20 protein-coding genes are annotated in these 22,101 nt (G+C 72.4%); 9 read left to right on the top strand and 11 right to left on the bottom strand.

Annotated features, from left to right (window positions below; all coding sequences use genetic code 11):
• Positions 1–705: 705 nt before the first annotated feature.
• The 6 genes from ligA to Acy02nite_RS29610 all read right to left on the bottom strand — a co-directional run bounded on the left by ligA (position 706) and on the right by Acy02nite_RS29610 (position 8,877).
• Positions 706–3,168, bottom strand: a complete 2,463-nt coding sequence (gene ligA / locus Acy02nite_RS29635; RefSeq protein ID WP_203746775.1) for an NAD-dependent DNA ligase LigA — start codon at positions 3,166–3,168, stop codon at positions 706–708.
• The gene (locus Acy02nite_RS29630; protein ID WP_203746773.1) at positions 3,110–4,105 is read right to left on the bottom strand and encodes a methionine synthase; all 996 of its coding nucleotides are present in this window, start codon (positions 4,103–4,105) and stop codon (positions 3,110–3,112) included. Before Acy02nite_RS29630 ends, ligA begins: the two co-directional genes overlap by 59 nt.
• A complete protein-coding gene (mnmA, locus tag Acy02nite_RS29625; RefSeq protein WP_203746771.1) occupies positions 4,098–5,186 on the bottom strand; it encodes a tRNA 2-thiouridine(34) synthase MnmA in 1,089 nt (362 codons plus the stop codon). The genes Acy02nite_RS29630 and mnmA overlap by 8 nt, the downstream gene beginning before the upstream one ends.
• Before the next feature lie 42 nt (positions 5,187–5,228).
• Positions 5,229–6,404, bottom strand: a complete 1,176-nt coding sequence (locus tag Acy02nite_RS29620) for a cysteine desulfurase family protein (protein WP_203746769.1) — start codon at positions 6,402–6,404, stop codon at positions 5,229–5,231.
• Between the two features lie 746 nt (positions 6,405–7,150).
• Positions 7,151–8,083 (bottom strand): electron transfer flavoprotein subunit alpha/FixB family protein, encoded by a 933-nt coding sequence (locus tag Acy02nite_RS29615; RefSeq protein WP_203746767.1) that lies wholly within the window; start codon positions 8,081–8,083, stop codon positions 7,151–7,153.
• Between the two features lie 14 nt (positions 8,084–8,097).
• The gene (locus tag Acy02nite_RS29610; protein ID WP_203746765.1) at positions 8,098–8,877 is read right to left on the bottom strand and encodes an electron transfer flavoprotein subunit beta/FixA family protein; all 780 of its coding nucleotides are present in this window, start codon (positions 8,875–8,877) and stop codon (positions 8,098–8,100) included.
• 400 nt (positions 8,878–9,277) lie between these two features.
• Between Acy02nite_RS29610 and Acy02nite_RS29605 the strand changes: the two genes are divergently transcribed.
• Genes Acy02nite_RS29605 through Acy02nite_RS29595 form a run of 3 tightly spaced genes read left to right on the top strand, consistent with a single transcriptional unit; the run spans position 9,278 to position 10,583 of the window.
• A complete protein-coding gene (locus Acy02nite_RS29605; RefSeq protein ID WP_203746763.1) occupies positions 9,278–9,664 on the top strand; it encodes a YidH family protein in 387 nt (128 codons plus the stop codon).
• Positions 9,661–10,053 (top strand): DUF202 domain-containing protein, encoded by a 393-nt coding sequence (locus Acy02nite_RS29600; RefSeq protein WP_203746761.1) that lies wholly within the window; start codon positions 9,661–9,663, stop codon positions 10,051–10,053. Before Acy02nite_RS29605 ends, Acy02nite_RS29600 begins: the two co-directional genes overlap by 4 nt.
• A 38-nt stretch (positions 10,054–10,091) precedes the next feature.
• Complete coding sequence (locus Acy02nite_RS29595) at positions 10,092–10,583, top strand: PLDc N-terminal domain-containing protein (protein WP_203746759.1); 492 nt, start codon at positions 10,092–10,094, stop codon at positions 10,581–10,583.
• A gap of 112 nt (positions 10,584–10,695) precedes the next feature.
• On the opposite strand, the gene Acy02nite_RS29590 is transcribed toward Acy02nite_RS29595, so the two are convergent.
• Positions 10,696–12,621, bottom strand: a complete 1,926-nt coding sequence (locus Acy02nite_RS29590; RefSeq protein WP_203746757.1) for an Hsp70 family protein — start codon at positions 12,619–12,621, stop codon at positions 10,696–10,698.
• A gap of 42 nt (positions 12,622–12,663) precedes the next feature.
• On the bottom strand, positions 12,664–13,437 hold the full coding sequence (locus tag Acy02nite_RS29585) for an enoyl-CoA hydratase/isomerase family protein (protein ID WP_203746756.1): 774 nt from the start codon (positions 13,435–13,437) through the stop codon (positions 12,664–12,666).
• 76 nt (positions 13,438–13,513) lie between these two features.
• Here Acy02nite_RS29585 and Acy02nite_RS29580 point away from each other — a divergent pair, with 76 nt between their 5' ends.
• The 4 genes from Acy02nite_RS29580 to Acy02nite_RS29565 are packed head-to-tail and all read left to right on the top strand — an operon-like array spanning position 13,514 to position 15,843.
• Positions 13,514–13,975 carry a DUF6232 family protein gene (locus Acy02nite_RS29580; protein ID WP_203746754.1) on the top strand — a complete coding sequence of 154 codons (462 nt, stop codon included), beginning with the start codon at positions 13,514–13,516 and terminating at the stop codon, positions 13,973–13,975.
• Positions 13,976–14,001: 26 nt separating this feature from the next.
• Positions 14,002–14,355 (top strand): DoxX family protein, encoded by a 354-nt coding sequence (locus Acy02nite_RS29575; protein WP_203746752.1) that lies wholly within the window; start codon positions 14,002–14,004, stop codon positions 14,353–14,355.
• 43 nt (positions 14,356–14,398) lie between these two features.
• Positions 14,399–14,941, top strand: a complete 543-nt coding sequence (locus tag Acy02nite_RS29570; RefSeq protein WP_203746750.1) for a PAS domain-containing protein — start codon at positions 14,399–14,401, stop codon at positions 14,939–14,941.
• On the top strand, positions 14,938–15,843 hold the full coding sequence (locus tag Acy02nite_RS29565) for a methyl-accepting chemotaxis protein (RefSeq protein WP_203746741.1): 906 nt from the start codon (positions 14,938–14,940) through the stop codon (positions 15,841–15,843). The genes Acy02nite_RS29570 and Acy02nite_RS29565 overlap by 4 nt, the downstream gene beginning before the upstream one ends.
• A 67-nt stretch (positions 15,844–15,910) precedes the next feature.
• Here Acy02nite_RS29565 and Acy02nite_RS29560 read toward each other — a convergent pair whose 3' ends face one another.
• From Acy02nite_RS29560 to Acy02nite_RS29550, 3 genes are all read right to left on the bottom strand, one after another.
• Positions 15,911–16,801 (bottom strand): ribokinase, encoded by an 891-nt coding sequence (locus tag Acy02nite_RS29560; RefSeq protein WP_203746739.1) that lies wholly within the window; start codon positions 16,799–16,801, stop codon positions 15,911–15,913.
• A 1-nt stretch (position 16,802) separates the two neighbouring features.
• Positions 16,803–17,627, bottom strand: a complete 825-nt coding sequence (locus tag Acy02nite_RS29555; protein WP_203746737.1) for an ABC transporter ATP-binding protein — start codon at positions 17,625–17,627, stop codon at positions 16,803–16,805.
• Positions 17,628–17,813: 186 nt separating this feature from the next.
• Positions 17,814–18,992: an ROK family transcriptional regulator gene (locus tag Acy02nite_RS29550; RefSeq protein WP_203746735.1), complete on the bottom strand. Its 1,179-nt coding sequence runs from the start codon at positions 18,990–18,992 to the stop codon at positions 17,814–17,816.
• A gap of 172 nt (positions 18,993–19,164) precedes the next feature.
• On the opposite strand from Acy02nite_RS29550, the gene Acy02nite_RS29545 reads away from it, so the two are divergent.
• Together Acy02nite_RS29545 and Acy02nite_RS29540 are read left to right on the top strand one after the other, a co-directional pair.
• Positions 19,165–20,646, top strand: coding sequence for a glycoside hydrolase family 3 protein (locus tag Acy02nite_RS29545; protein ID WP_203746733.1), 1,482 nt, complete (start codon positions 19,165–19,167; stop codon positions 20,644–20,646).
• Between the two features lie 597 nt (positions 20,647–21,243).
• Positions 21,244–21,852: a type IV toxin-antitoxin system AbiEi family antitoxin domain-containing protein gene (locus tag Acy02nite_RS29540; RefSeq protein WP_203746731.1), complete on the top strand. Its 609-nt coding sequence runs from the start codon at positions 21,244–21,246 to the stop codon at positions 21,850–21,852.
• The last annotated feature ends 249 nt before the right edge of the window (positions 21,853–22,101 follow it).

The raw sequence follows: 22,101 nt of genomic DNA, 5'->3' as shown, positions 1-22,101 counted from the left end.
CCACGACGGGACCTCGATCACTTACACGATAGATCCACATGTGGCATTTGCCGCTTATGCACTTAGCTGTTATTCAGTTTGCACACGCCGCCAAAGCCGCATTTCACCCGTAAGCCTTACCCCACGACGATCAAAATCTTCATGTCCGATCTCCGCTGTGGTCATTCTGCGCAGCTCCCGCGGGGACCCTTGCGGGCTGTGCAAGGCCGTGGCCGGCCAGAACGCAAAGCCCTCCAGGGCGGCCTCCGTGGCGGGGCACGCTCACCCCGAACCCCAACCACCGCGCGGGGCGGAACCCCGCCCGGAAACCTCACGTCACGGCGACATCGCGGCCGCCTCGCGGGACGGAACCCCGCCGGGAAGCTCCGCGTCACGGCGACATCATGGCCGCCGACCGGCCACGGACGGCTCCCGCCGTGACCGTCCCGCGAGCTCGCCGACGGGTCGAGCCAGCGGCGCGACTCGCCCTCCCGGCTGGTTCTCATGGGCGTTATTCGTCCCGAATAACGCCCATGAGAACCAGCCGAACCCGCAACGCGCGCCGAGGCCCCTGCCGAAGCGCAACCTCGCGTCCCGCACGCCACGCGCAGCACGCCCACCGCACCGCACGCCACGCGCAGCACGCCCACCGCATCGCACGCCACGCGCAGCACGCCGACCCGCAGCCCGCGCCACGCGCCGACCCGCATCCCGCGCGGGTCTCCGTCAGCCTGCCGGCGTGATCTCGGCGATCGCGCGGGCGGCGTCGGGGCCGTCGGCGAGCAGCACACCGAAACCCGCCTCGTCCAGCACCGGCACCTTCAGGCCGAGCGCCTTGTCGTACTTGCTGCCGGGATTCTCCCCGACCACCACGAAGCCGGTCTTCTTCGACACCGAACCGCTCACCTTGCCGCCCCGCGACGTGATCGCCTCGGCCGCCTGGTCCCTCGTGAATCCGGAGAGGGTCCCGGTCACCACCACGGTCAGCCCGTCCAGCGGCCGCGGCCCGGTCACCACCTGCTCGTCGGCCATCCGGACGCCGGCCGCCTGCCACTTGCGCACGATCTCCCGGTGCCACGGCACGGTGAACCACTCGCGAAGGCTGTCCGCGATGATCGGCCCCACCCCGTCGACGGCCGCGATCGGATCGACCGCCTTCGCCTTCCGCCTGGCCGTCTCGACGGCCACGGCCGCGGCGCCCGAGTCGACGGCAGCATCCGCGTCGATCGCGCCATCCGGGCCACCGGAGTCAGCCACAGCATCGGGGTCGGCAGCGGCCCCGCCATCAGAAGCCTCCGAACCCGCCGGGACCTCCGAGCCCTCCGGAAGCTGCTCCGGGGCTCCCCCGGCCGCTTCCGCCAGCGCGGCGGCCTCCGCACTGGCCGCCACCGCCTCCGGATCAGCGGCCGTGCGCGTAAGCTCGGCCTCCAGCGCCTCCATCGACCCGTACTCCCGGGCCAGCGCCTCGGCCGCCGTCGGCCCCACGTGCCGGATCGAGAGTGCCACCAGCACCCGCGCGAACGGTCGTGACTTCGTCTCCTCCAGCGAGGCCAGCATCTTCCCGGCGTTGGTGCTGAGCTTCCCGCTCTTGTTGACGAAGAACGGGACCCGCAGCAGGTCCTCCTCGGTCAGCGTGAACAGGTCACCCTCGTTGTGCAGCACCCCGGAGTCGAGCAGCGCCTTGGCCGATTTCTCCCCCAGCACCTCGATGTCGAGCACGTCCCGGCTGGCCAGCGTCGCGAGCCGCTGCAGCAGCTGGGCCGGGCAGGCCTCACTGTTGGGGCAGCGGATGTCGACGTCGCCCTCCTTGGCCGGCGCCAGCGGCGTCCCGCACGACGGGCACTCGACCGGCATCACGAACGCCCGCGCGTCGGCCGGGCGCAGATCGATCACCGGGCCGAGGATCTCCGGGATCACGTCACCGGCCTTGCGCAGCACCACGGTGTCGCCGATCAGCACGCCCTTGCGGGCCACCTCCTGCGCGTTGTGCAGAGTCGCCTGGGACACCTCGGAGCCGGCGACCTTCACCTTCTCCACGATCGCGTACGGCGTGACGCGCCCTGTCCGGCCCACGTTCACCGCGATGTCGAGGAGCTTGGTGGTCACCTCCTCCGGCGGGTACTTGAAGGCGATCGCCCAGCGCGGCGCCCGGCTCGTCGAACCGAGCCGCCCCTGGATGCCGACCGAGTCCACCTTGACCACGACACCGTCGATCTCGTGCTCGACGTCGTGCCGGTGCTCGCCGTAGAACTCGATGAACTCACGGACAGCGGCCATGTCGTCGACCAGCTTCCACCGCGTGCTGGTGGGCAGCCCCCACGCCTTCAGAGCGTCATACGCATGCGACTGCGACGCGGGGCTGAACCCCTCGCGGGCGCCGATGCCGTGCACCACCATCCGCAGGCCGCGCGACGCCGTGACCCGCGGATCCTTCTGCCGGAGGCTGCCGGCCGCGGCGTTGCGCGGATTGGCGAACGGGGCCTTGCCCTGCTCCACCAGCGACGCGTTCAGATCGGCGAACGCGTCGCCCGGGAAGTAGATCTCGCCGCGCACCTCGATCAGGGCGGGCACGTCGTCGCCGGTCAGCCGTTCCGGGATCTCGCGGATCGTGCGCACGTTGGGCGTCACGTCCTCACCGCTGCGCCCGTCGCCCCGGGTCAGGCCGCGGACCAGCTTGCCCTTCTCGTAGAGCAGGTTGATGGCCAGACCGTCGACCTTCAGCTCGCACAGGAACTGGACCGGGCCGCCGGCGTCACGGACCGTCTTCTCGGCCCAGGCGTCGAGCTCGTCGAGGCTGAAGACGTTGTCCAGCGACATCATCCGCTCGAGGTGCGGCACCGTGGTGAAGTCCGTCGAGAACGTGCCGCCCACGTTCTGCGTCGGCGAATCGGGCGTCCGCAGCTCGGGGAACTCGGTCTCCAGCGCCTCCAGCTCGCGCAGCAGCAGGTCGAACTCGCCGTCGGAGATGGTCGGCGCGTCGAGCACGTAATAGTGGTATTGATGGCCGCGGATCTCCTCGGCGAGCTCAGCGTGACGGGCGCTGGCCTCGGAACTCGGTGACGTCACCACTACCTCCGTGTCTCGGCGATCTACGAGGCACGGTAGTCGCCACCACCGACAATTTCCGGGCTCACACCTCGGAGATCCGCCGACCGGCCTCGCGACACGCCTCGAGCAGCGCCCGCACATACGGCGCGGAGGCCCCGGCCAGCCCGCAGGCGGGCGTGACGACCACCTGCCGCGGCAGCCCCGCGGCCGGGAAACCGAGCCGGCTCCACAGTTTGCGCACCCGCTCGGCGATCAGCTTCGACTCCGGTTTCGCCCCGGCCACCGGCCGCGTCGGAGCCGCGCCCACGAACAGCCCGAGCCCGGCCTCGATCGCCTCGCCGACCGGATCGAGATCCTTGAGCAGCGACAGGTCGAAGGCGGCCGCGGCGACCCGGGAGTCCCGGATCACCTGCCAGGGCAGGTCCGGCGCGCAGCAGTGCACGACGACGGGCGCGTCGAGGGCCTCGACCACGGTCCGCAGCCGGGTCGCGGCATCCGGCCCGTCCACGGCCCGGTAAGCGCTGAGCCCGCTCTCGGTCGGCACGTGCCCGGCCAGCACGGCCGGCAGCGACGGCTCGTCCAGCTGCAGCAGCACTGTCGCGCCGGGCACCCGTTTGCGCACGTCGGCGACGTGTCGCCGGAGCCCCTCGGCGAGCGAGTCGGTCAGGTCGCGGACCGCCCCGGGGTCACGCAGCATCCGCCCGCCGATCGGCAGGTCGAGCGAGGCCGCCAGGGTCCACGGCCCGGCCGCCTGGATCTTCACGGTCCCGGTGAACCCGTCGGCCTGCTCGGTGAGCTGATCCAGGTCCCGTTCCAGCAGGTCGGCGGTGCGCCGCAGGTCTTTCCCGGGGTGGCCGGTGATCTGCCAGCGCCCGGCGTAGAGCTGCACCGGCAGGTCGACCAGGAACCCGGCGCCACGGCCGATGAGGTCTGCTCCCGGGCCCCGCTCGGGCAGCTCGGGAAGGTGCGGCAGATCCGGCAGCTCGCCGAGGACGATGCGTTGCGCCTCGGCGGCGTCGGTGCCGGGCAGCGAGCCGATCCCGGTGGCCGACCCGGCCGGCCAGGGGAAGTCAGGCATGGGCCGACTCCCGGGTGCCTGCGGTGATCGTCGCCGAGCCGAGCACGATGTCGCCCCCGGGGTCGGGCCGGTAGGCGACGATGGCCTGACCGGCGGCGATGCCGCGCGCGGGAGTCTCCAGCCGCGCGGTCAGATTGCCCTCGGAGACGGTCACCGACGCCGGGACCACGTCACCGTGCGCCCGCAGCTGGACCTCGCACCGGACGTCGCCGGACGCCTCGTGCCAGATCGGCCGGGTCGCCGTCACGGTGTCGACCTCGAGATCCTCCCGCGGCCCCACGGTCACCGTGTTGGTCACCGGGGTGATCGACAGCACGTACCTCGGGCGGCCGTCGGCGGCGGGAACCCGCAGGTTGAGCCCCTTGCGCTGGCCGATCGTGTACCCGTAGGCGCCGTTGTGGGTGCCCAGCTTCTCCCCGCTGCGCCCGTCGACGATGTCACCGGGCGCGGACCCGAGCCGCCCCTCCAGGAACCCGCGGGTGTCACCGTCCGCGATGAAGCAGATGTCGTGCGAGTCGGGCTTGTCCGCGACCGCCAGCCCCCGCGCGGCGGCCTCCGCCCGCACCCGGTCCTTCGTCCAGTCGCCCAGCGGGAACATCGCCCGGTCGAGCTGCTCGCGGGTCAGCACGGCCAGCACGTAGGACTGGTCCTTCGCCAGGTCGACGCTGCGCCGCAGCAGGCCGTCGGCCCCGAGCCGCGCGTGGTGCCCGGTGACGACCGCGTCGAAGCCGAGGGCCACCGCCCGGTCGAGCACCGCCTCGAACTTGATCTTCTCGTTGCAGCGCAGGCACGGGTTCGGCGTGCGGCCGGCCGCATACTCCTCGACGAAGTCGTCGACGACGCTCGCGTGGAACTCATCGGCCATGTCCCACACGTAGAACGGGATGCCGATCACGTCGGCGGCGCGCCGGGCGTCCCGCGAGTCCTCCAGCGTGCAGCAGCCGCGCGCGCCGGTCCGGTACGTCTGTGGATTGCGCGCCAGCGCCAGGTGCACCCCGGTCACGTCGTGGCCGGCCTCCTTGGCGCGGGCCGCGGCGACCGCGGAGTCGACACCGCCGGACATTGCCGCAAGAACTCGCATGCCCCAAAGCCTATCCGGGTCTCCGGCGAGCGGTCGCCGGGCTTATCGGGGCGTCTTCCACGCCCCGGCGCGGCGGGCCCGCTCCACCGCTCCGGGCAGCGCCGCCAGCAGCGCGTCCAGGTCCGCCTCGGTGCTGTCGTGCCCCAGCGAGAACCGCAGCGACGACCGCGCCCGCGCATCGTCGGCGCCCATCGCCAGCAGCACGTGGCTGGGCTGCGCGACCCCGGCCGAGCAGGCCGACCCGGTCGAGCAGTAGATCCCCTGCGCGTCCAGGAGCAGCAGCAACGCGTCTCCCTCGCAGCCGGGGAAGGAGAAGTGCGCGTTGCCGGGCAGCCGTCGCTCCGGGTCACCGTTGTAGATCGCGTCCGGGACCGTGGCGAGCACCCGCCGGACCAGCTCGTCACGCAGGGCGGTGACGCGGTCCGCATACTCCAGCCGCGCGCGCACCGACGTCTCGACCGCCACCGCGAACGCCACCACCCCGGGGGTGTCCAGCGTCCCGGACCGCACGTCGCGCTCCTGGCCGCCACCGTGCAGCAGCGGCGTGCAGCTCACGTCACGCCCCAGCACCAGCGCGCCGACGCCGACCGGCCCGCCCAGCTTGTGCCCGGTCAGGGTGAGGGCCGCCACGCCGCTCTCCGCGAAGTCCACCGGCACCTGCCCGACCGCCTGCACCGCGTCGGTGTGGAACGGGATGCCCGCCGCGCTCGCCAGCGCGGCCAGCTCCGGGATCGGCTGCACCGTGCCGACCTCGTTGTTCGCCCACTGCACGCTGACCACCGCGATCTGTTCCCCGTGCGCGCGCACCAGGCCGGCGAACTCCTCCGGGTCGACCCGCCCGGCGTCGTCCACCGGCAGGTGGGTCACCTCCGCGCCCTCGTGCCGGCCCAGCCAGTCGACCGCGTCCAGCACCGCGTGGTGCTCGACCGACGACGCCACGACCCGCAGCCGCGTGGGATCCTCGTCACGTCGCGCCCAGAAGATCCCCTTGGTGGCCAGATTGTCGGCCTCGGTCCCGCCGCCCGTGAAGATCACCTCGGACGGTCGCGCGCCGATCACCGCGGCGATCCGCTCCCGCGACTCCTCGACCAGCCTTCGAGCGCCGCGCCCGGCCGCGTGCAGGGACGACGGATTGCCGATCTCCCGCGCGGCGGCCGCGTAGGCGTCCAGCGCTTCGGGGAGCATCGGCGTGGTAGCCGCATGATCGAGGTAGGCCATTTTTCCCACTCTAGAACCTGTTTCTCGAAGCAACCTTCGCCGTCCTGCCCCGCATTCCCGATCACCCGGCCGAGCTCGAACGCCCCTTCCGCCGCGACCGCGTCGAAGCCTGAATCCCAACCTCGAGATCCAAGCCAGAAGATCAACATCAAGATCTTCATTGCCTGCCTCAGCTGTGGTCCAGATCGTCGCTCCCGCGGGGACCCTTCCGGGCCGAGCAGGGCGCGGGGCGCCCAGAACGCTCAGCCCTCCAGGGCGACGTCCGTGGCTGGTCCCGGTCAGGGCAGCAGACCCGTCGACGACCCGAGCCCGCCGAAAGGCCCCGCCCGCCGGAGCCCGCGACCGATCCGGTGGGCACGGCAGCGACGGCGCGCCCCCTCCCGGCTGGTTCTCATGGGTGTTATTCGTCCCGAATAACACCCATGAGAACCAGCCGGACAAGCGCGACCCGCGTCGCTGCCGTGGCCCGATGCCGTGCTCGCGGACGTCCGGGGCAGGCGGCACTCACGGTCGCGGCGCCGGTCACGGTTCTCGCTGGTTCTCACGGTGGTTGTTCGTCCCGAACAACCACCGTGAGAACCAGCCCGGCAAGCGCGACGCGCGCGGCTGCCCGGGCTCGGGCGGAGGTCGCGCGGACACGGACGGGGCTTGGTCGTGTCGCCTGGGGACGGGCGCCGGGAATGTCGTACCGACGCAGAACGAAACGGCCCGGCGGAGAACCGCCGGGCCGTGACCAGAAGCGAGTGTTACTTCCGCTTGCGGATCTCGTCGGCCGCCTGCGGGACGACCTTGAACAGGTCGCCGACCACACCGAAGTCGGCGAGCTCGAAGATCGGCGCCTCGGCGTCCTTGTTGACCGCCACGATCGTCTTCGACGTCTGCATGCCGGCCCGGTGCTGGATCGCGCCGGAGATGCCCAGAGCCACGTAGAGCTGCGGGGACACCGTCTTGCCGGTCTGGCCGACCTGGAACTGGTGCGGGTAGTAACCCGAGTCGACGGCCGCACGCGACGCGCCGACGGCGCCGCCGAGCAGGTCGGCCAGCTCCTCGACCAGCTTGAAGTTGTCGGCGTTGCCCACGCCGCGACCGCCGGAGACGACGATGCCGGCCTCGGTGAGCTCGGGGCGGGAGCCCTTCTGCTCGGCAACGCGCTCGACGACCGTGGTCAGCTTGTCGGAGTCGCTGACGGCGACCGTCAGCTCCTCGACCGCCGGGGTGGCCGCGGACGCGACCGGAGTGGTCGAGTTCGGACGGATGGTCACGATCGGCAGGCCCTTCGTGACCTTCGACTTGACGATCGTGGAGCCGGCGAAGACCACCTGGGTGGCCGTGCCGTCCGCCGCGACGTCGACCGCGTCGGTCAGCAGGCCGTTGTCCAGCTTGACCGCGAGCCGGCCGGCGATCTCCTTGCCCTCCTGGGTGGAGGCCAGCAGCACGGCGGCCGGGGACACCCGCTTCACCAGCTCGGCCACGGCGGTCGCCTTGGGAGCGGCGCCGTGGTCCAGCACGTCCGCACCGGACGCGGTGTAGATCTTCGCGGCGCCGAACTCGGCGAGCTTGGCCTGGTCGGCCTCGCCGAACACGACAGCGGACACCTCGCCGAGCCCACGAGCGATCGTGAGCATCTCGAGCGTGACCTTCTTGACGCCGGCCTCGACGACAACGAGTACTTCAGCCATGACGAGACCCCTTCTCAGACGAACTTCTCGGTGGCGAGGTACGCGACGAGCTGCTCGCCGCCGGTGCCCTCGTCGATGACCTTCGCGCCGCCGGAGCGGGCCGGACGCTTCGACCACTCCAGCACCTGGCTGGTCGCGCCGGCGAAGCCGACCTCGTCGCCCGCCACACCCAGGTCACCCAGGGACAGGCTCTGCAGCGGCTTCTTCTTGGCGGCCATGATGCCCTTGAAGGACGGGTACCGAGGCTCGTTGATGGTGTCCCAGACGCTGACGATGGCCGGCGTCGAGGCGGTGACCACCTCGTAGCCCTCGTCGGTCTGCCGCTCGATGGTCAGCTGCGAACCGTCCACCGTGAGCTTGCGCGCGCCGGTCAGCGCCGCCACGCCCAGGCGCTCGGCCAGCATGTGCGGGACGACCTGCACGCGGCCGTCGGTGGACTCGGCGCCACAGAGGATCAGGTCGGCGTTCAGCTGCCCCAGGGCGGCGGCGAGCACCTTGGAGGTGGCCACCGCGCACGAGCCGTGCAGGGCGTCGTCCGCGACGTGGACGGCCTTGTCGGGGCCCATGGAGAGCGCCTTGCGGATCGAGTCGGTCGCGCCGGACGGGCCGACCGTCAGCACGGTCACCTCGCCGCCGTGCGCCTCCTTGATCTTCAACGCCTCCTCGATGGCGTACTCGTCCATCTCGTTGATGACGTTGCTCGCCGAGCCACGCTCGACGGTGTTGTCGCTCGCGCTCAGGGTGCGCTCGGCACCGGAGTCGGGCACCTGCTTCACCAATACGACGATATTCATCGCGCTATTGACCCTCCTGTATTGAACGCACCGTTGCGGTCGAGCCGGTCCGCCGGTCGGCATCGCCTGGCCGCGCCATGCCTGACCCAAACCATGTCGGCAAGGTTACCCGCCAGTAGCTTTGCTGTTGCCAACCACCCAGAGTGACCCACCTCACTAGCATCGCCAGGAGGAGGTGTCATGACATGAGCGGTCTAAACGCAACACTTCTGGACGCGGTGAACCTGCCCGGCTCTCATCTTCCCGCACACGCGAACAAGGCGGAGCCGCAGTCCCATGGCCGGTCCGGTCCCGACTCTCCCTGGTGCAGCTGCGGACGTCCACGGGAAGCGTGTGTGAGTGACGAAGTACGCAATCTGTGGCACCCGCCTTCTTGACCGAACAGGTCGATAATCGGCGGGTGTTCGGTGGCCTGATCCAGTGGTTCGACCCGGAGAGCGCCCATTCCGAGGGCACGACTCCGGACTATCGGTTCTCCCTGGCCAACGAGCGGACGTTCCTGGCCTGGATCCGCACCGGCCTGGCGCTGATCGCCGGTGGACTGGCCTGCGCACAGTTCCTGCCGCCGCTGCCGATCGCCCGGCTGCGCGAGATCATCGCGATCGCCCTGCTGGTCCTCGGCGGGGTCGTCGCGCTGCGTGCTGTCGATCACTGGGCACGGTCCGAGCGGGCGATGCGGCTCGGGCGTGACCTTCCCCGCTCACGCTTCCCGGCGTTCTTGGCGATCGTCGTCGCGCTCGGCGCCCTGGTCCTCGTCGTCACGGTGGTCCACCGGATCGTCACGTGACCCGCGACCCGGGCTCCGTCCCGGAAGGCACGCGTGACCCCGGCGCCGTCCCGGAGCGCACGCGCGACGCCGGCGCCTTTCCGGACCGTACGCGTGACCCCGGCGCCTCCCCGGAACGCACCCGGCTGGCCTGGCGCCGCACCGGGATGTCCGCGGCCGCCGTGGCGCTGCTCGCCGCCCGGCCCGCCTTCCACCCCGGCGCCGGCCCCGCGCAGTGGCTGGTCGCCGCCGCCGCGATGGGCGGCTGGGCGGCGCTGGCCGGGCTCGCCCTCCGCCGCGCGCCGGGCCTGCGGATCCGCCCGCCGCGGCCGGCGGCCGGCACGATCCGCGCCTACGCGCTGATCACCGCGGGCTTCGCCGTCATCGGCGGACTGGTTGTCATGCTCTGATCGTCGCCGGGCGGCCGGAGGAGGGGCATCATTGCCCCATGGTCCGGTTGTTCATCGTCTTGGCCGCGGTCGCGCTCGTGCTGCTGATCCTGGCGCTCATCGGGTCCCTGTCCGCGGAGCGGGTGCGTGCTCTGCCGCGGGCACTGTGGGTCCTGGTCGTGGTGCTCGTCCCGCTGGCCGGGCCGATCGCGTATTTCCTGTGGGGCCGTCCCGCCGACGGCAGCGCCCGGCGACCGGCCCCGCGACCGTCGTCGCCCGACGACGACCCGGACTTCCTGCGCTCGATGGACACCGAGCAGTCCCGCCGCGACCGTGAGCTGCTGGCCCAGCTGGAGCATGAGCTGCGCCGGCACGACGAGCCACCGGCCCCGCCACGCCCGCGCCCCGACGACAAACCGCCGGCCCCGCCACGCCTGCGACCCGACGACAAACCGCCGGTTCTGCGCCCGGCCGACGAGGTCCGCCCGGCTGACGACAAGCCGCAGGCCCGCGACGACAAGCCTCAGGCCAGGGACGAGGATCGGGGATAGGGGCCGGCCCGGCCCGCCGCCGCCGACGAGCGGTCGAGGTCGTCGCCGCTCCGGCCCGAGATGTCGTTTCTCACACCGTCCTGGCAGTGATCATGGGCACATCCCGGGCGTTTCACCCCTGCAGGTTCAGCAACTTCGCGATGTCGGTGAAAACGTCGACAGCGTCCTGTTGCCAGGGCTCGCCGTTGCCGTAGCCGTACGCCAGGATCAGCGCGGCCAGCGGAACGCAGATCATCGTCAGCAGGCTGAGCAGCACCTGCAGGAAGCGCAGGAACGGGTTCCGGCGCCGGGGAGCCGGCCGCTGCTTGGCCGGCTTGCGCTTCTTCTCCGCCTGCGGCGCCGGGCGCGGCGGCGCGACCACGGCCCGCCCCGAGGCGGGCGCGGACTGCGTGACCGGCCGGGACTGCGCCACCACCGGGCGGGTCGGCCGCGGCGGGGCCGGCTTCGCCTTCTTCGGCATGGTGCTCTGCTGCGACGGCGACGGCGTCCGGCCCTCGTGCGGGGGCGGGCTGGTCGGCATCGTCGCGTCCGGGTCCGGCCGCCAGTGCGGCGGGTCCGCGTCGGGCCACGGGTCGACCGGCGGCCGCATGTGCGGCGGGACGACCAGCTCGGGCCGGATCTCGGTCTCCCGGTTGTCCACCGACGCCGCCGGCTTGGCCGGGACCCGCTTCACCTGGACCTGGGACGGGGCGACGGCCGCCCCCGGTTTGCGGGTCGGCAGCGGGACGACGGGAACCGGGGGCTCCCCGGTCGGCTCGGAGAACGAGTCGACCGGCTCTGGGAAGGAGTCACCCAGCGGCGCGTCCTCGGTCGCCCCGGCCGCTTCCGGGATCGACCGTTGCGCGACCGGCTCCGTCGCGACGGGCGGGTCGTCGGGAACCGGCTCCTGGTAGGGCGCGTCCTCCGGCATGCTCTGCGAGGGCAGCCGCATCTGCCCGGTCGGCCCGGGCGCGGCCGGCTCGGAGGTCAGCAGCGCCGCCTCGGCCAGGACGCTGCCCTCGGCCACGACCAGCTCGGGCTGCTCGATCACGACCGGCGGCTCGCCCAGTTCGCGGTGCAGCAGGGTCGCCATCAGCGGGATCCGGCTGGCGCCACCGACCAGGAACACCCCGGCCAGCCGGCCGTCGGGCAGGTCGGCGAACTTCAGCAGGTTCCGCGTGATCCGGACGGTCTGCTCCAGCACCGGGCGGGCGACCTCCTCCAACTCGTCGCGGGTGAGGTGCACCTCGGCGTCGAGCAGCGGCACCACGAAGTCCGCCGACTGGGCGCGGGACAGCCGCTCCTTGGCGATCCGCACGTCGTCCCAGAGCTGGCGGCGGGCCCGGCGCTCCTCGACCGTGGTCGGCTCCAGCAGGCGTTCCCACCCGTCGGTGCGCAGGTGCTCGACGAGTGCCGCATCCACGTCCAGGCCGCCCAGGTCGTCGCGCCCGTCGACGGCGAGCACCTCGAAGCCGGTGGCGGTCCGCGCGACGAGGCTGGCGTCGAACGTGCCGGCCCCGAAGTCGTGCACCATCAGCACCGAGCCGATCGGCACGTCCCGGCCGAGCACCTCGGCGAAATACGTCGCGGCGGCGACCGGCTCGGCGACCAGCCGGGGACCGGACAGCCCGGCGCGGGCGGCCGCTTCAGCGAGCAGGGTCCGCCGGGTGGAGCCCCAGGTCGCGGGGCAGGTGAGCGTGGTCTCCGGCCGGTACGGCCCGACCGCGCGATGCCATTCCTCGACCACCCTGGCGAGCACCCCGGCGATCAGGTCGACGACGTCGAACTCCTGCTCGCCGAGCAACACCAGGCCGTCGTCGACGCGGCGCTTCGGGTTCGGCTCGAAACGGGCCGGCTCGAGCCGGGCGCTGTGCACGGCGTCCCGGCCGACCAGCAGGTTGCCCCCGGCGTCGGCGTAGACCGCGGACGGCAGCAACGGTGAGCCGTCGACCAGGATCGGCCGGGCCCGCCCGTCCGGCCACCGCGCGACGGCGACGGTGTTCGAGGTGCCGAAGTCGATGCCGAGGGCGTACTTCGGACCACCCTGGTCGATGGACATGTGCGCAGTCTAGGCGGTGCCTGTGACGGGTAGAGGGTGCGACTACTGTCCGGTGAACTTCGGCTTGCGCTTCTCGACGAAAGCGGTGGTTCCCTCCACCCGATCGTCGGTGGCGAACAGCCCCGCGAACAGGTGCGACTCCAGCGCGAGGCCGGCCGCGAGGTCCATGCTCAGGCCCGCGTCGACGGCCTGTTTGGCGGCACGCAGCGCGAGGGCCGGACCGGTCACGTAGGGGCGGACCATCTCGACCGCCGTGGCGTGCACCCGGTCGGCCGGGACCACCCGGTCGGCCAGCCCGATCCGCAGCGCCTCGTCGGCCTCGACCATCCGGCCGGAGAAGATCAGCTCCTTGGCACGGGCCGGGCCGATCAGCCGGGCGAGCCGCTGCGTGCCACCGGCGCCCGGGATGATGCCGAGCTTGATCTCCGGCTGGCCGAGCTTCGCGTCCTCGGCCACGACCCGCCAGTCGCAGGCCAGCGCCAGCTCGCAGCCGCCGCCCAGGGCGAACCCGGTGACCGCGGCGACCACCGGCTTGGGGATCCGCGCGACCGCGTCGAAGGCCCCGGAGAGCGCCGTGGCCCGGGCGACCATGTGCTGATAGCTGACTGTCGTGAACTCGGTGATGTCGGCGCCGGCGGCAAACACCTTCTCCCCGCCCCAGACCACGACGGCGCGCACCTCGGGGTCGCCGGCCGCGGCCGTGGCGGCCGCCCGCAACTCCTCCTGGACCTGCGTGTTCAGCGCGTTCATCGGCGGCCGTTCGAGCCGGATCGTGCCGATCCCGTCCGCGATCTCCAGCCGTACGAACTCACTCACGCCGACCTCCGCTGGTAGCCGTTTGGCCGCCAGCCTACGACGGGTAACGGTTAGATTGGGTCCCCTGGGAGGAGAGATGACCACGTACTACCGGGATCCGGACGTGCTGATCACCTCGTCCGGCATCCGCATGAACGGGCGTGAGTTCCGCCTGCCCGAGCTGCTCCAGGTGTGGCACACCAGGGGCAGCCGCTCCTGGTCGGTGATCGTCAAGCGCGGCGCGCTGGGCGTGGCCATCCTGATGCCGCTGGTGATCGGCGCGCTGGCGATCGGCATCGCGCTGCTGACGCACATGACGGTCACGCACACGATCGCCATGGTGATCGGTGGCGTGCTGGTCGGGCTGGCCGTGGTGCCGGTCGCCGATCTGCTGCTGGAGCGGGTGGACCGTTCCTACGACGCCGGCAGCCGCACGATCGAGATCTGGGGCCGGGTCCGTGGCGGCGACGTGCTGCTGCTGCGCACGACGAACGCGCAGCGCTTCGGCCGGATCTACCGCGCCCTGCAACGAGCGATGGAACCCGCGATGCGCCGATGAGGGACGCGCCGGGGGAAGATACGCCGATGGAAAAGGATGCGGCGGGGCTGGCGGCGCTGCTCGCCACGACGGGGGTGCTGCATTTCGTGGCACCGAAACCGTTCGACGCGATCGTCCCGGGCGGGTTGCCGGGGACGGCTCGGCAATGGACGTACCTCAGCGGGCTCTGCGAATTGGCGGTGGCCGCGAGCATCGCGCATCCCCGGACCAGAAAGGCCGGCGGCCTGGCCGCCGCGGCCCTGTTCGCGGCGGTCTTCCCGGCCAACGTGAAGATGGCGTGGGATTGGCGGCACGCGTCCCCGGCGAAACGCGCGATCGCTCTCGGGCGGCTGCCGTTGCAGATTCCGCTGATCGCCTGGGGCTTGCGGATTTCTCGCTGATTCCTCTCACAAGCCGGAGCGGAACCGGCACCATCGAGACATCATGAGAGCGACGCGGACACGGCCGACCGGGATCGAACGGACCTTCGGCGATCACGAGATGATCGTGACGAAGACCGATCCGCGTGGCGTGATCACCTACGCGAACGACGTGTTCCTGCGGATCTCCGCGATCCCGGAGCGGGAGGCGGTCGGGCAGCCGCACAGTGTCATCCGGCATCCGGACATGCCCCGCGCCGTGTTCAAGCTGCTCTGGGACACCCTCGAGGAGCAGAAGGAGATCTTCGCGTACGTCCTGAATCTCGCCGCCGACGGAGCGCACTACTGGGTCCTCGCCCACGTGACGCCCTCGTACGACGCCGCCGGTCGAGTCGTCGGCTATCACTCGAACCGCCGCCGCCCCACGCCCGCCGCGATCGCCGCGGTGAGCGACCTCTACGCGAGCATCCGCGCCGCCGAGGCCCGGCAGAGCCACACCCCGGACGCGGTGGCCGCCGGTCACCAGGCGCTGCGGGACACCCTGGCCGAACGCGGCATGGACTACGACGAGCTGGTCTGGTCGCTGACGAACGACTCGCGCCGATGAGGAAGGTGGAGCCGGCGCGGGACGAGTCCGCCCTGGCCGCCATCGCCGACACCTGCCACCGGATGACCGCCGGCGACTTCGAGGCGCGACTGGGACCGATCGGTGACTCGGAGACCGCGCTGACCGCCCGCAGCGCGGTGAACGGGCTGCTGGACCGGATCGACGCGTTCGCCAGGGAGGCCGGCGCCGCCTCCGCCGCGGCCGCCGAGGGACGCTTCCACCGCCGGTTCTTGACGACCGGGCTGCAGGGCACGTTCAAGCTCTCGGCCGAGCAGATCAACGCGTCGGTGACCGCGATGTCCCGCAACGCCGACCGGATCGCGGCCGCCGACCGGGCCCGGTTGCAGCTCGCCGACGAGCTGGAGTCGGCGGTGCTGACCGTCTCCGAGCAGGTGGCGACCGCAGCGACCCAGATGGGCGCGTCCGCGAACGACCTGGCCCGGTTCGCCCGCGGCGCGGTCACCGACGCCGAGCGCGGCATGGGCACTGTCACCTCGCTGCGCAGCGCGTCCGAGGAGATCCGGCACGCGGTCGACCTGATCAACCAGGTGGCCTCGCAGACCCGCCTGCTGGCGCTGAACGCGACGATCGAGGCGGCCCGGGCCGGCGAGGCGGGGCGCGGCTTCGCCGTGGTCGCGAACGAGGTGAAGGAGCTCGCGAACGAGACCAGCTCATCCAGCGAGGAGATCATGGGCCAGGTCAACACGGTCCAGCACGCGGCGGCGGACGCGGTCGGCGTCCTGGAGGCCGTGAGCGCCAGCTTCCGCGAGATCAACCACCTGATCGACGGGATCGCGGTCGCGGTCGACGGCGGCGCGGCCGGCACGACGGGGTTGTCCCAGCTGGCAGAGGTGCTGCGGGCCGAGGTCACCCGGTTCCTGAGCACCGCCCGGCAGACCTGAGCCGACTCGGCTGCCCCTCCACCAGGCCCGGCAGACCCTCGACCCGCCCGGCCCGGCAGACCGGGGCTCAGCCCGCGAAGATCGCCTCGATCTCGGCGCGCTCCGGCAGGGCATTGCTGGCGCCGATCTTGCGGACCGAGGCCGCGCCGGCCGCGTTCGCCCAGCGCACGGCATCGACCATCGGACGGCCCTCGGCCCAGGCCACGGCGAGCGCGCCGCAGAACGCGTCGCCCGCGGCCGTGGTGTCGGCCACCTCGACCCGGAACGCCGGCACGTGCACGTCCTGCCCGTCCCGGTCGGCATATCGCGAGCCGTTGCCGCTGAGCGTCAGCACCACCCGTGGCACCAGCGCGAGAAGCGGTGCCAGGTCGGGCGCCGAGCCACCGGTGATCGCCCGCGCCTCGGTCTCGTTCACGACCAGCAGGTCGACCTGGTCGAGCAGGCCGGGCGGCAGCTCACGGGCGGGCGCCGCGTTCAGGATCGTGCGGGTCCCGGCGGCACGGCCGGCGGCGAGCGCCTCGGCGACGGTGGCCAGCGGGATCTCCTGCTGGCAGAGCAGCACGTCGGCCTCGGCCACGCAGGCGCGCTCGTCGTCGGTCAGGCCCAGGAACGTCCGGTTGGCGCCCGGGCTGACCAGGATCGAGTTCTCCCCCGCGCGGTCCACCATGATCACCGCGACGCCGGACGAGCCGTAGCTGGTCCGCACATGGGTCGTGTCCACCCCGGTCGCCGCGAGGCGCGAGCCCAGCGTGACCCCGAACGAGTCCGACCCGATCGCCCCCAGGAACGTGGTCGTCCCGCCGGCCCGGGCGGCCGCGATCGCCTGGTTCGCGCCCTTGCCGCCCGGCGTCATCACGAAGTCGTCGCCGAGCACGGTCTCACCCGGCCGGGGCAGGTGCTCGGCGAGCCCGACCAGGTCCATGTTGGCGCTGCCGACGACCGCGACCCGCTTGGTCATCTCAGGCTGCCCGCGCGGTGTACCGATCGCCGAACCGGTCGACGACCAGCGGCAGGCCGAACGTCTTCGTCAGGTTCTCCGCGGTCATCACCTCGCCGAGCAGGCCGGCCGCGACGACGCTGCCCTCGCGCAGCAGCAGCGCGTGGGTGAAGCCCGGCGGGATCTCCTCGACGTGGTGCGTGACCAGCACCATGGCCGGGGCGTCCGGGTCCAGCGCCAGCTCGGTCAGGTGCCCGATCAGCGTTTCCCGGCCGCCCAGGTCGAGGCCGGCGGTCGGCTCGTCGAGCAGCATCAGCTCGGGGTCGGTCATCAGCGCGCGGGCGATCTGGGTGCGCTTGCGCTCGCCCTCGGAGAGGGTGCCGAACTCACGGTCCGCGAACGCGCTCATGCCCAGCTGGGTGAGCAGCTGCTTGGCACGCTCGACGTCCTGCGGGTCATACTCCTCCCGCCAGCGGCCGACGACCGACCAGGCGGCGGTGACCACGACGTCGAGCACCTTCTCTTCCGGCGGGATCCGGTCGGCGAGCCGGCCGGTGGTGATCCCGACCCGGGTGCGCAGCTCGTTGACGTCGACCCGGCCCAGCCGATCACCCAGCACCCACGCCTCGCCGCGGGTCGGGTGCAGACGGCCGGACGCGATGTTGAGCAGGGTGGTCTTGCCGGCGCCGTTCGGCCCCAGCACCACCCATCGCTCGTCCAGCTCGACCTGCCAGGACAGACTGTTGATCAGGTGATTTCCGCTGCGGACCACGGTGACGCGGTCGAACGCGATGACGGTGTCCTCGTCGGGCGGAACGGTTACGGCAGCTTCCGGCACGCCGTCCATCCAACCATGTGCACGAGCCGCCGATTCGGCGGCGTGCCGGTGTCCGGCCGGTTCCCGGGTCGCCGTTCGTGCAGTTCGTGACCGGGCCGGTGGTCCCGGCAGCGCCGCGGTCCCTCTTCCGGCTGGTTCCCACGGTGGTTGTCCGTCTCGGACAACCACCGTGGGAACCAGCCGGAGCCGCGGGCGTCAGCCGGTGGTGGAGCCGAAGACCTCGTCGCGGACGGCGTCCAGCGCGGTGTGCAGGGCGCCGTGCAGCACCGGATCGGAGGCCACCCCGGTCACCACGACCTTCGGCGAGACCAGCGTTATCGCTGCCACCTCGCGCTCCACCCGGTCGGCCAGCGCCGGCCCGCCGGCCCGGCCCACCTCACCGGCCAGCACCACCAGCGGCGGATCCAGCACCAGACAGGTCGCTGCGACACCGAGCGCCAGGCGGCGGGCCAGCTCGTCGAGCACCGGCTCGCCGGACTCCCCGGCGGCGACCGCGGCGCTGACCACGTCCGCGGCCTCGGCGCCCTTGAACCCGTGCTGCTTGCCGATCGCCTTGACCGCCTCGGCCGCGGCCAGGGTCTGGAACGCGCCCTTCACGCCGCGCTTCGACGCGTTGTGCGGCACCTCCGCGCCGCCGACCGGCAGGTAGCCGATCTCGCCCGCGGCGCCGGTCGCGCCCTGGTGCAACCGGCCGGCGATGACGCTGGCCAGACCGACGCCACGACCGATCCAGACCAGCGCGAAGTCGGACACGCCGGTGGCCGCGCCGCTGCTCGACTCGGCCACGGCGGCGAGGTTCACGTCGTTGCCGAAGACGACCGGGGTGCTCAGGTCACGCCGCAGGTCGGCCAGCAGGCCCCGGTGCCAGCGCGGCAGGTCCCAGGCGAAGGAGATCTCGCCGGACTGCGGGTCGACCAGGCCGGGGGTGCCGAGCACGACCCGGCGTACCGAGGTGATGTCGGTCCCGGCGTCGCTCGCGGCCTGGACCACCGCCTGGTGCACGACCCCGACCGGGTCGTCGGTGTCCTTGGTGCTCAGCTCGGAGCGGCCGATCACGGCGCCGGTGATGTCGGCGCAGGCGGCGATCACCGAGTCCGGCCCGACGTCGACGCCGATCACGTGCGCGCTGGTCGGGGTGACCGCGTAGAGCTGCGCGTTGGGCCCGCGGCCACCGGCCTGCTCGCCGACCCGCCGGACCAGGCCGCGCTCCTCCAGCCGCTCGACCAGCTGCGAGGCGGTGACCTTGCTGAGACCGGTCATCTCGCCGAGCTGGGCCCGGGTCAGCGGCCCTCGGGAGAGGAGCAGATCGAGCGCCGCGCGGTCGTTGAGGGCGCGCAGCAACCGGGGGGTGCCCGGAAGGCGGGTGGCGGCCATGGTCGTACCCCTAATGATAAAGATTGTTTCCTGTTACAGTGGCGGGCGCTCGGAGTGCAGCCGCAGCGTAACGGTCGGCAATCGTGCCCGTCCGTACGGTGGCTATCGACTCCGAGCGATCATGGCAGCTCGCGGCCTCCGGTGGCCAGAGCAACGTCACCGGAAGGACACCATGACCGTCGACCCCGGACTCCGCCGGCTCGCCCTGCGCACCCTGCTCGCCGCCTTCCCCGGACCGTCCGCGCCGGACTGGGCGCTGGACCTGCTCGCCGACGGGCTGGCCGGCTTCACCCTGTTCGGAACGAACGTCGCCTCCACCGAGTCACTGGCGCAGCTCACCGCCCGGCTGCGATCCGTGCGGTCGGACGTGCTCGTCGCCATCGACGAGGAGGGCGGCGACGTCACCCGGCTGGGTCATCGCGCCGGCAGCCCGTACCCCGGCAATGCCGCCCTCGGAGCGGTCGACGACGTCGAGCTCACCCGCCAGGTGTACGCCGCCATGGGCCGCGACCTGGCCGCGGCCGGCGTCAATGTGGACCTGGCGCCCACCGTCGACGTGAACACCGCCGCCGAGAACCCGATCATCGGAACCCGCTCGTTCGGCGCGGACCCGGCGCTGGTGGCGCGGCACAGCGCGGCCGCGATCGAGGGCCTCCAGTCGGCCGGCGTGGCCGCGTGCGCCAAGCACTTCCCCGGCCACGGCGCCACCGTCACCGACTCCCACCTGGAACTTCCCACCATCGACGAGCCGCTCGCGGTGCTCCGGGAACGCGACCTGCCCCCGTTCGCGGCGGCCGTCTCCGCCGGAGCGCTGGCGGTGATGAGCGCGCACATCCGCGTACCGGCCCTGACCGGTGACGGGCCGGCGACCTTCAGCCGGGCCGCGCTCGAGGATCTCCTGCGGTCGGAGTACGGCTTCAAGGGCGTGATCGTCACCGACGCGCTGGAGATGCGCGGGGCGGCGGGCGCGGCCGGCGGCATCCCGCAGGCGGCGGTGGCGGCCCTGGCCGCGGGCGCGGACCTGCTCTGCATCGGCGCCCTGGTGGATCAGGAGCTGGTGCTCGCGGTCGCTGACGAGGTCGCCCTCGCGGTGACCGAGGGACGACTTGCCCGCGTACGTCTCGAGCAGGCGGCCAGGCGCACCACGGAGCTCGCGGGGTGGGCGGCCCGCGAGCGCGTCACCCGCGGCCCCGCCACCACCCCCGGCGACCCTCGTCCCGCCGCCGAACTCGGCATCCTCGCGGCGCGACGGGCGCTCACCGTCGAGGGAGACCCGGCGGCGCTGAGTGATCCGCTGGTGGTGCAACTCGTGACCGGGCACTCGATCGCGGAGGGCAAGATCCCGTGGGGTCTGCGTCCGTTCCTCGGCAGAATCGAGCAAATCGACGTCGTCGCCGCGGAAGTCACCGCTGACGAGTTGATCGGACGCGCGGCGGAACGGCCGATCGTGCTGGTCGGGCGCCGGGTCCACCAGGCAGCCGTGAGCCGGGCCCTCGCCGAGAAGCTGGCCGCGGCATGGCCGACCGTCGTCGTCGAGATGGGGTGGCCGTCGGCCTGGAGGCCGGACGGGGTGCGGGCGTTCCTGGTGACCCACGGCGCGAGCCTGGCCAGCGCTCGGGTGGCCGCTGACGCCCTGGGACTGCCGCGCGCCTGAGTCGGCCGGCACGCCGGGTCTCTCGGCACGCCGGGCGGATCGGCGCTTCACCTGCACTCCCCTGCCGGTCACCGAACGTTATGGCGATCTCTGATCACGCTGCGTGACAGATATCCGAAAAAGCTGACAAGCTACGGATAAATCAGCTCATACGAACGGCCAGAGCATACGTTCAGCACTTCCGCCCGACAGCGGGCCTCACGTAGCGTCATGCCCGCAGGTGGATCTGGGGAGCCGTCGCGGGATACGCCATCGGGAAATGTGCGCCCGCGACGCATCAGGTGAGCCGGGCACGGCGGGGCTTCGGGAGCAGTCCCCCGCCGAGCCCGGCTCACCAGCATTCGAGCCACGGCTCTTCGCAAGTCACGGCTCTCTTCTTGCGTTCCGCGATCGGGTCCCGCACCACGCCCGCATTCACTCTTGCGGCTGACCGCCGCGAACCCACCGGTATCCCCTCACTTCTTGCGGACGGCCGTCACGGCGCCGCGTGGCCCATGGTGTCGTGACCCGCGGATTCCGGTCCCGGAGTTGTCCACACTGTTCGTCTGTCCACAGGCTTCGGCGCACGGGCTCCCCGCGGACGGCACAGTGCGTGCCATGACTGAACTGGACGCGATCAGCCGGCGCCAGCGCGGAGTGGTGACCCGCCCGCAGGCGCTTCAGAACGGGATGTCCCCCACCGACCTGCACGAGCTCATCCGGTCAGGTCACTGGCAGCGGCTGATGCCCGGGATCTACGCGACGTTCGCCGGGCTCCCGCCACCGGCCGCGATGCGCTGGGCGGCGGTCCTCTACTCGGGCCGCGGCGCCATGCTCTGTCATCGGTCCGCGGCCGAGGAGACCGGCCTGGCCGAGCCCGTCCCCGGCGCCGTCCACGTGTTGATCCCGGAGAACCGCAGGGTCCGCCCGCATCCCGCCATCGTCATCCACCGTTCCCGGCACGCCCCGGCCCGCCGGGATCCCCGCCGGCGGCCACCACAGACCCGGGTCGAGGACACCGTCCTGGACCTGGCCTCCACCTCGGCCGGCGCGCGTGAGGCGCAGCGCTGGATCACCTCGGCCTGCATCCGGAGGCTCACCACCGCGGAGCGCCTGGCGGACGCCCTCTCCCACCGTCCCCGCCTGATCCGCGGCCGGGAGATCGCGGCCCTGGTGGCGGGCGCCGTCAGGGGAACCTCAGAGCTGCCCGCCTGGCCCGCCGACTGACGGTGGCGATGCTGAGCCGAGCGTGCCCGGCCATTCCGGGGCCCGGGTCCCGCCTGGGCACGGCCGGCCGCCGCGTCAGCGAGCGTGGGCCCACCTCGGCGCGGGGTCAGCCCGTGGGCAGGCGTCGGCCCGCCGAGCGCGCCGCGCCGCCGAGCGCGTGGCGGGCGCGGGGTGAGCGCGTGGCAAGGCGCGGAACGGGCGCGGCGATGCGCGTGACGGGCGGGAGGGGTGCACACGACACGGGGGGGG

Source organism: Actinoplanes cyaneus (assembly GCF_016862095.1).
Taxonomy (GTDB): domain Bacteria; phylum Actinomycetota; class Actinomycetes; order Mycobacteriales; family Micromonosporaceae; genus Actinoplanes; species Actinoplanes cyaneus.
The sequence above is the reverse complement of the archived record's forward strand: the minus strand, read 5'-3'. Positions and strand labels throughout refer to the sequence as shown.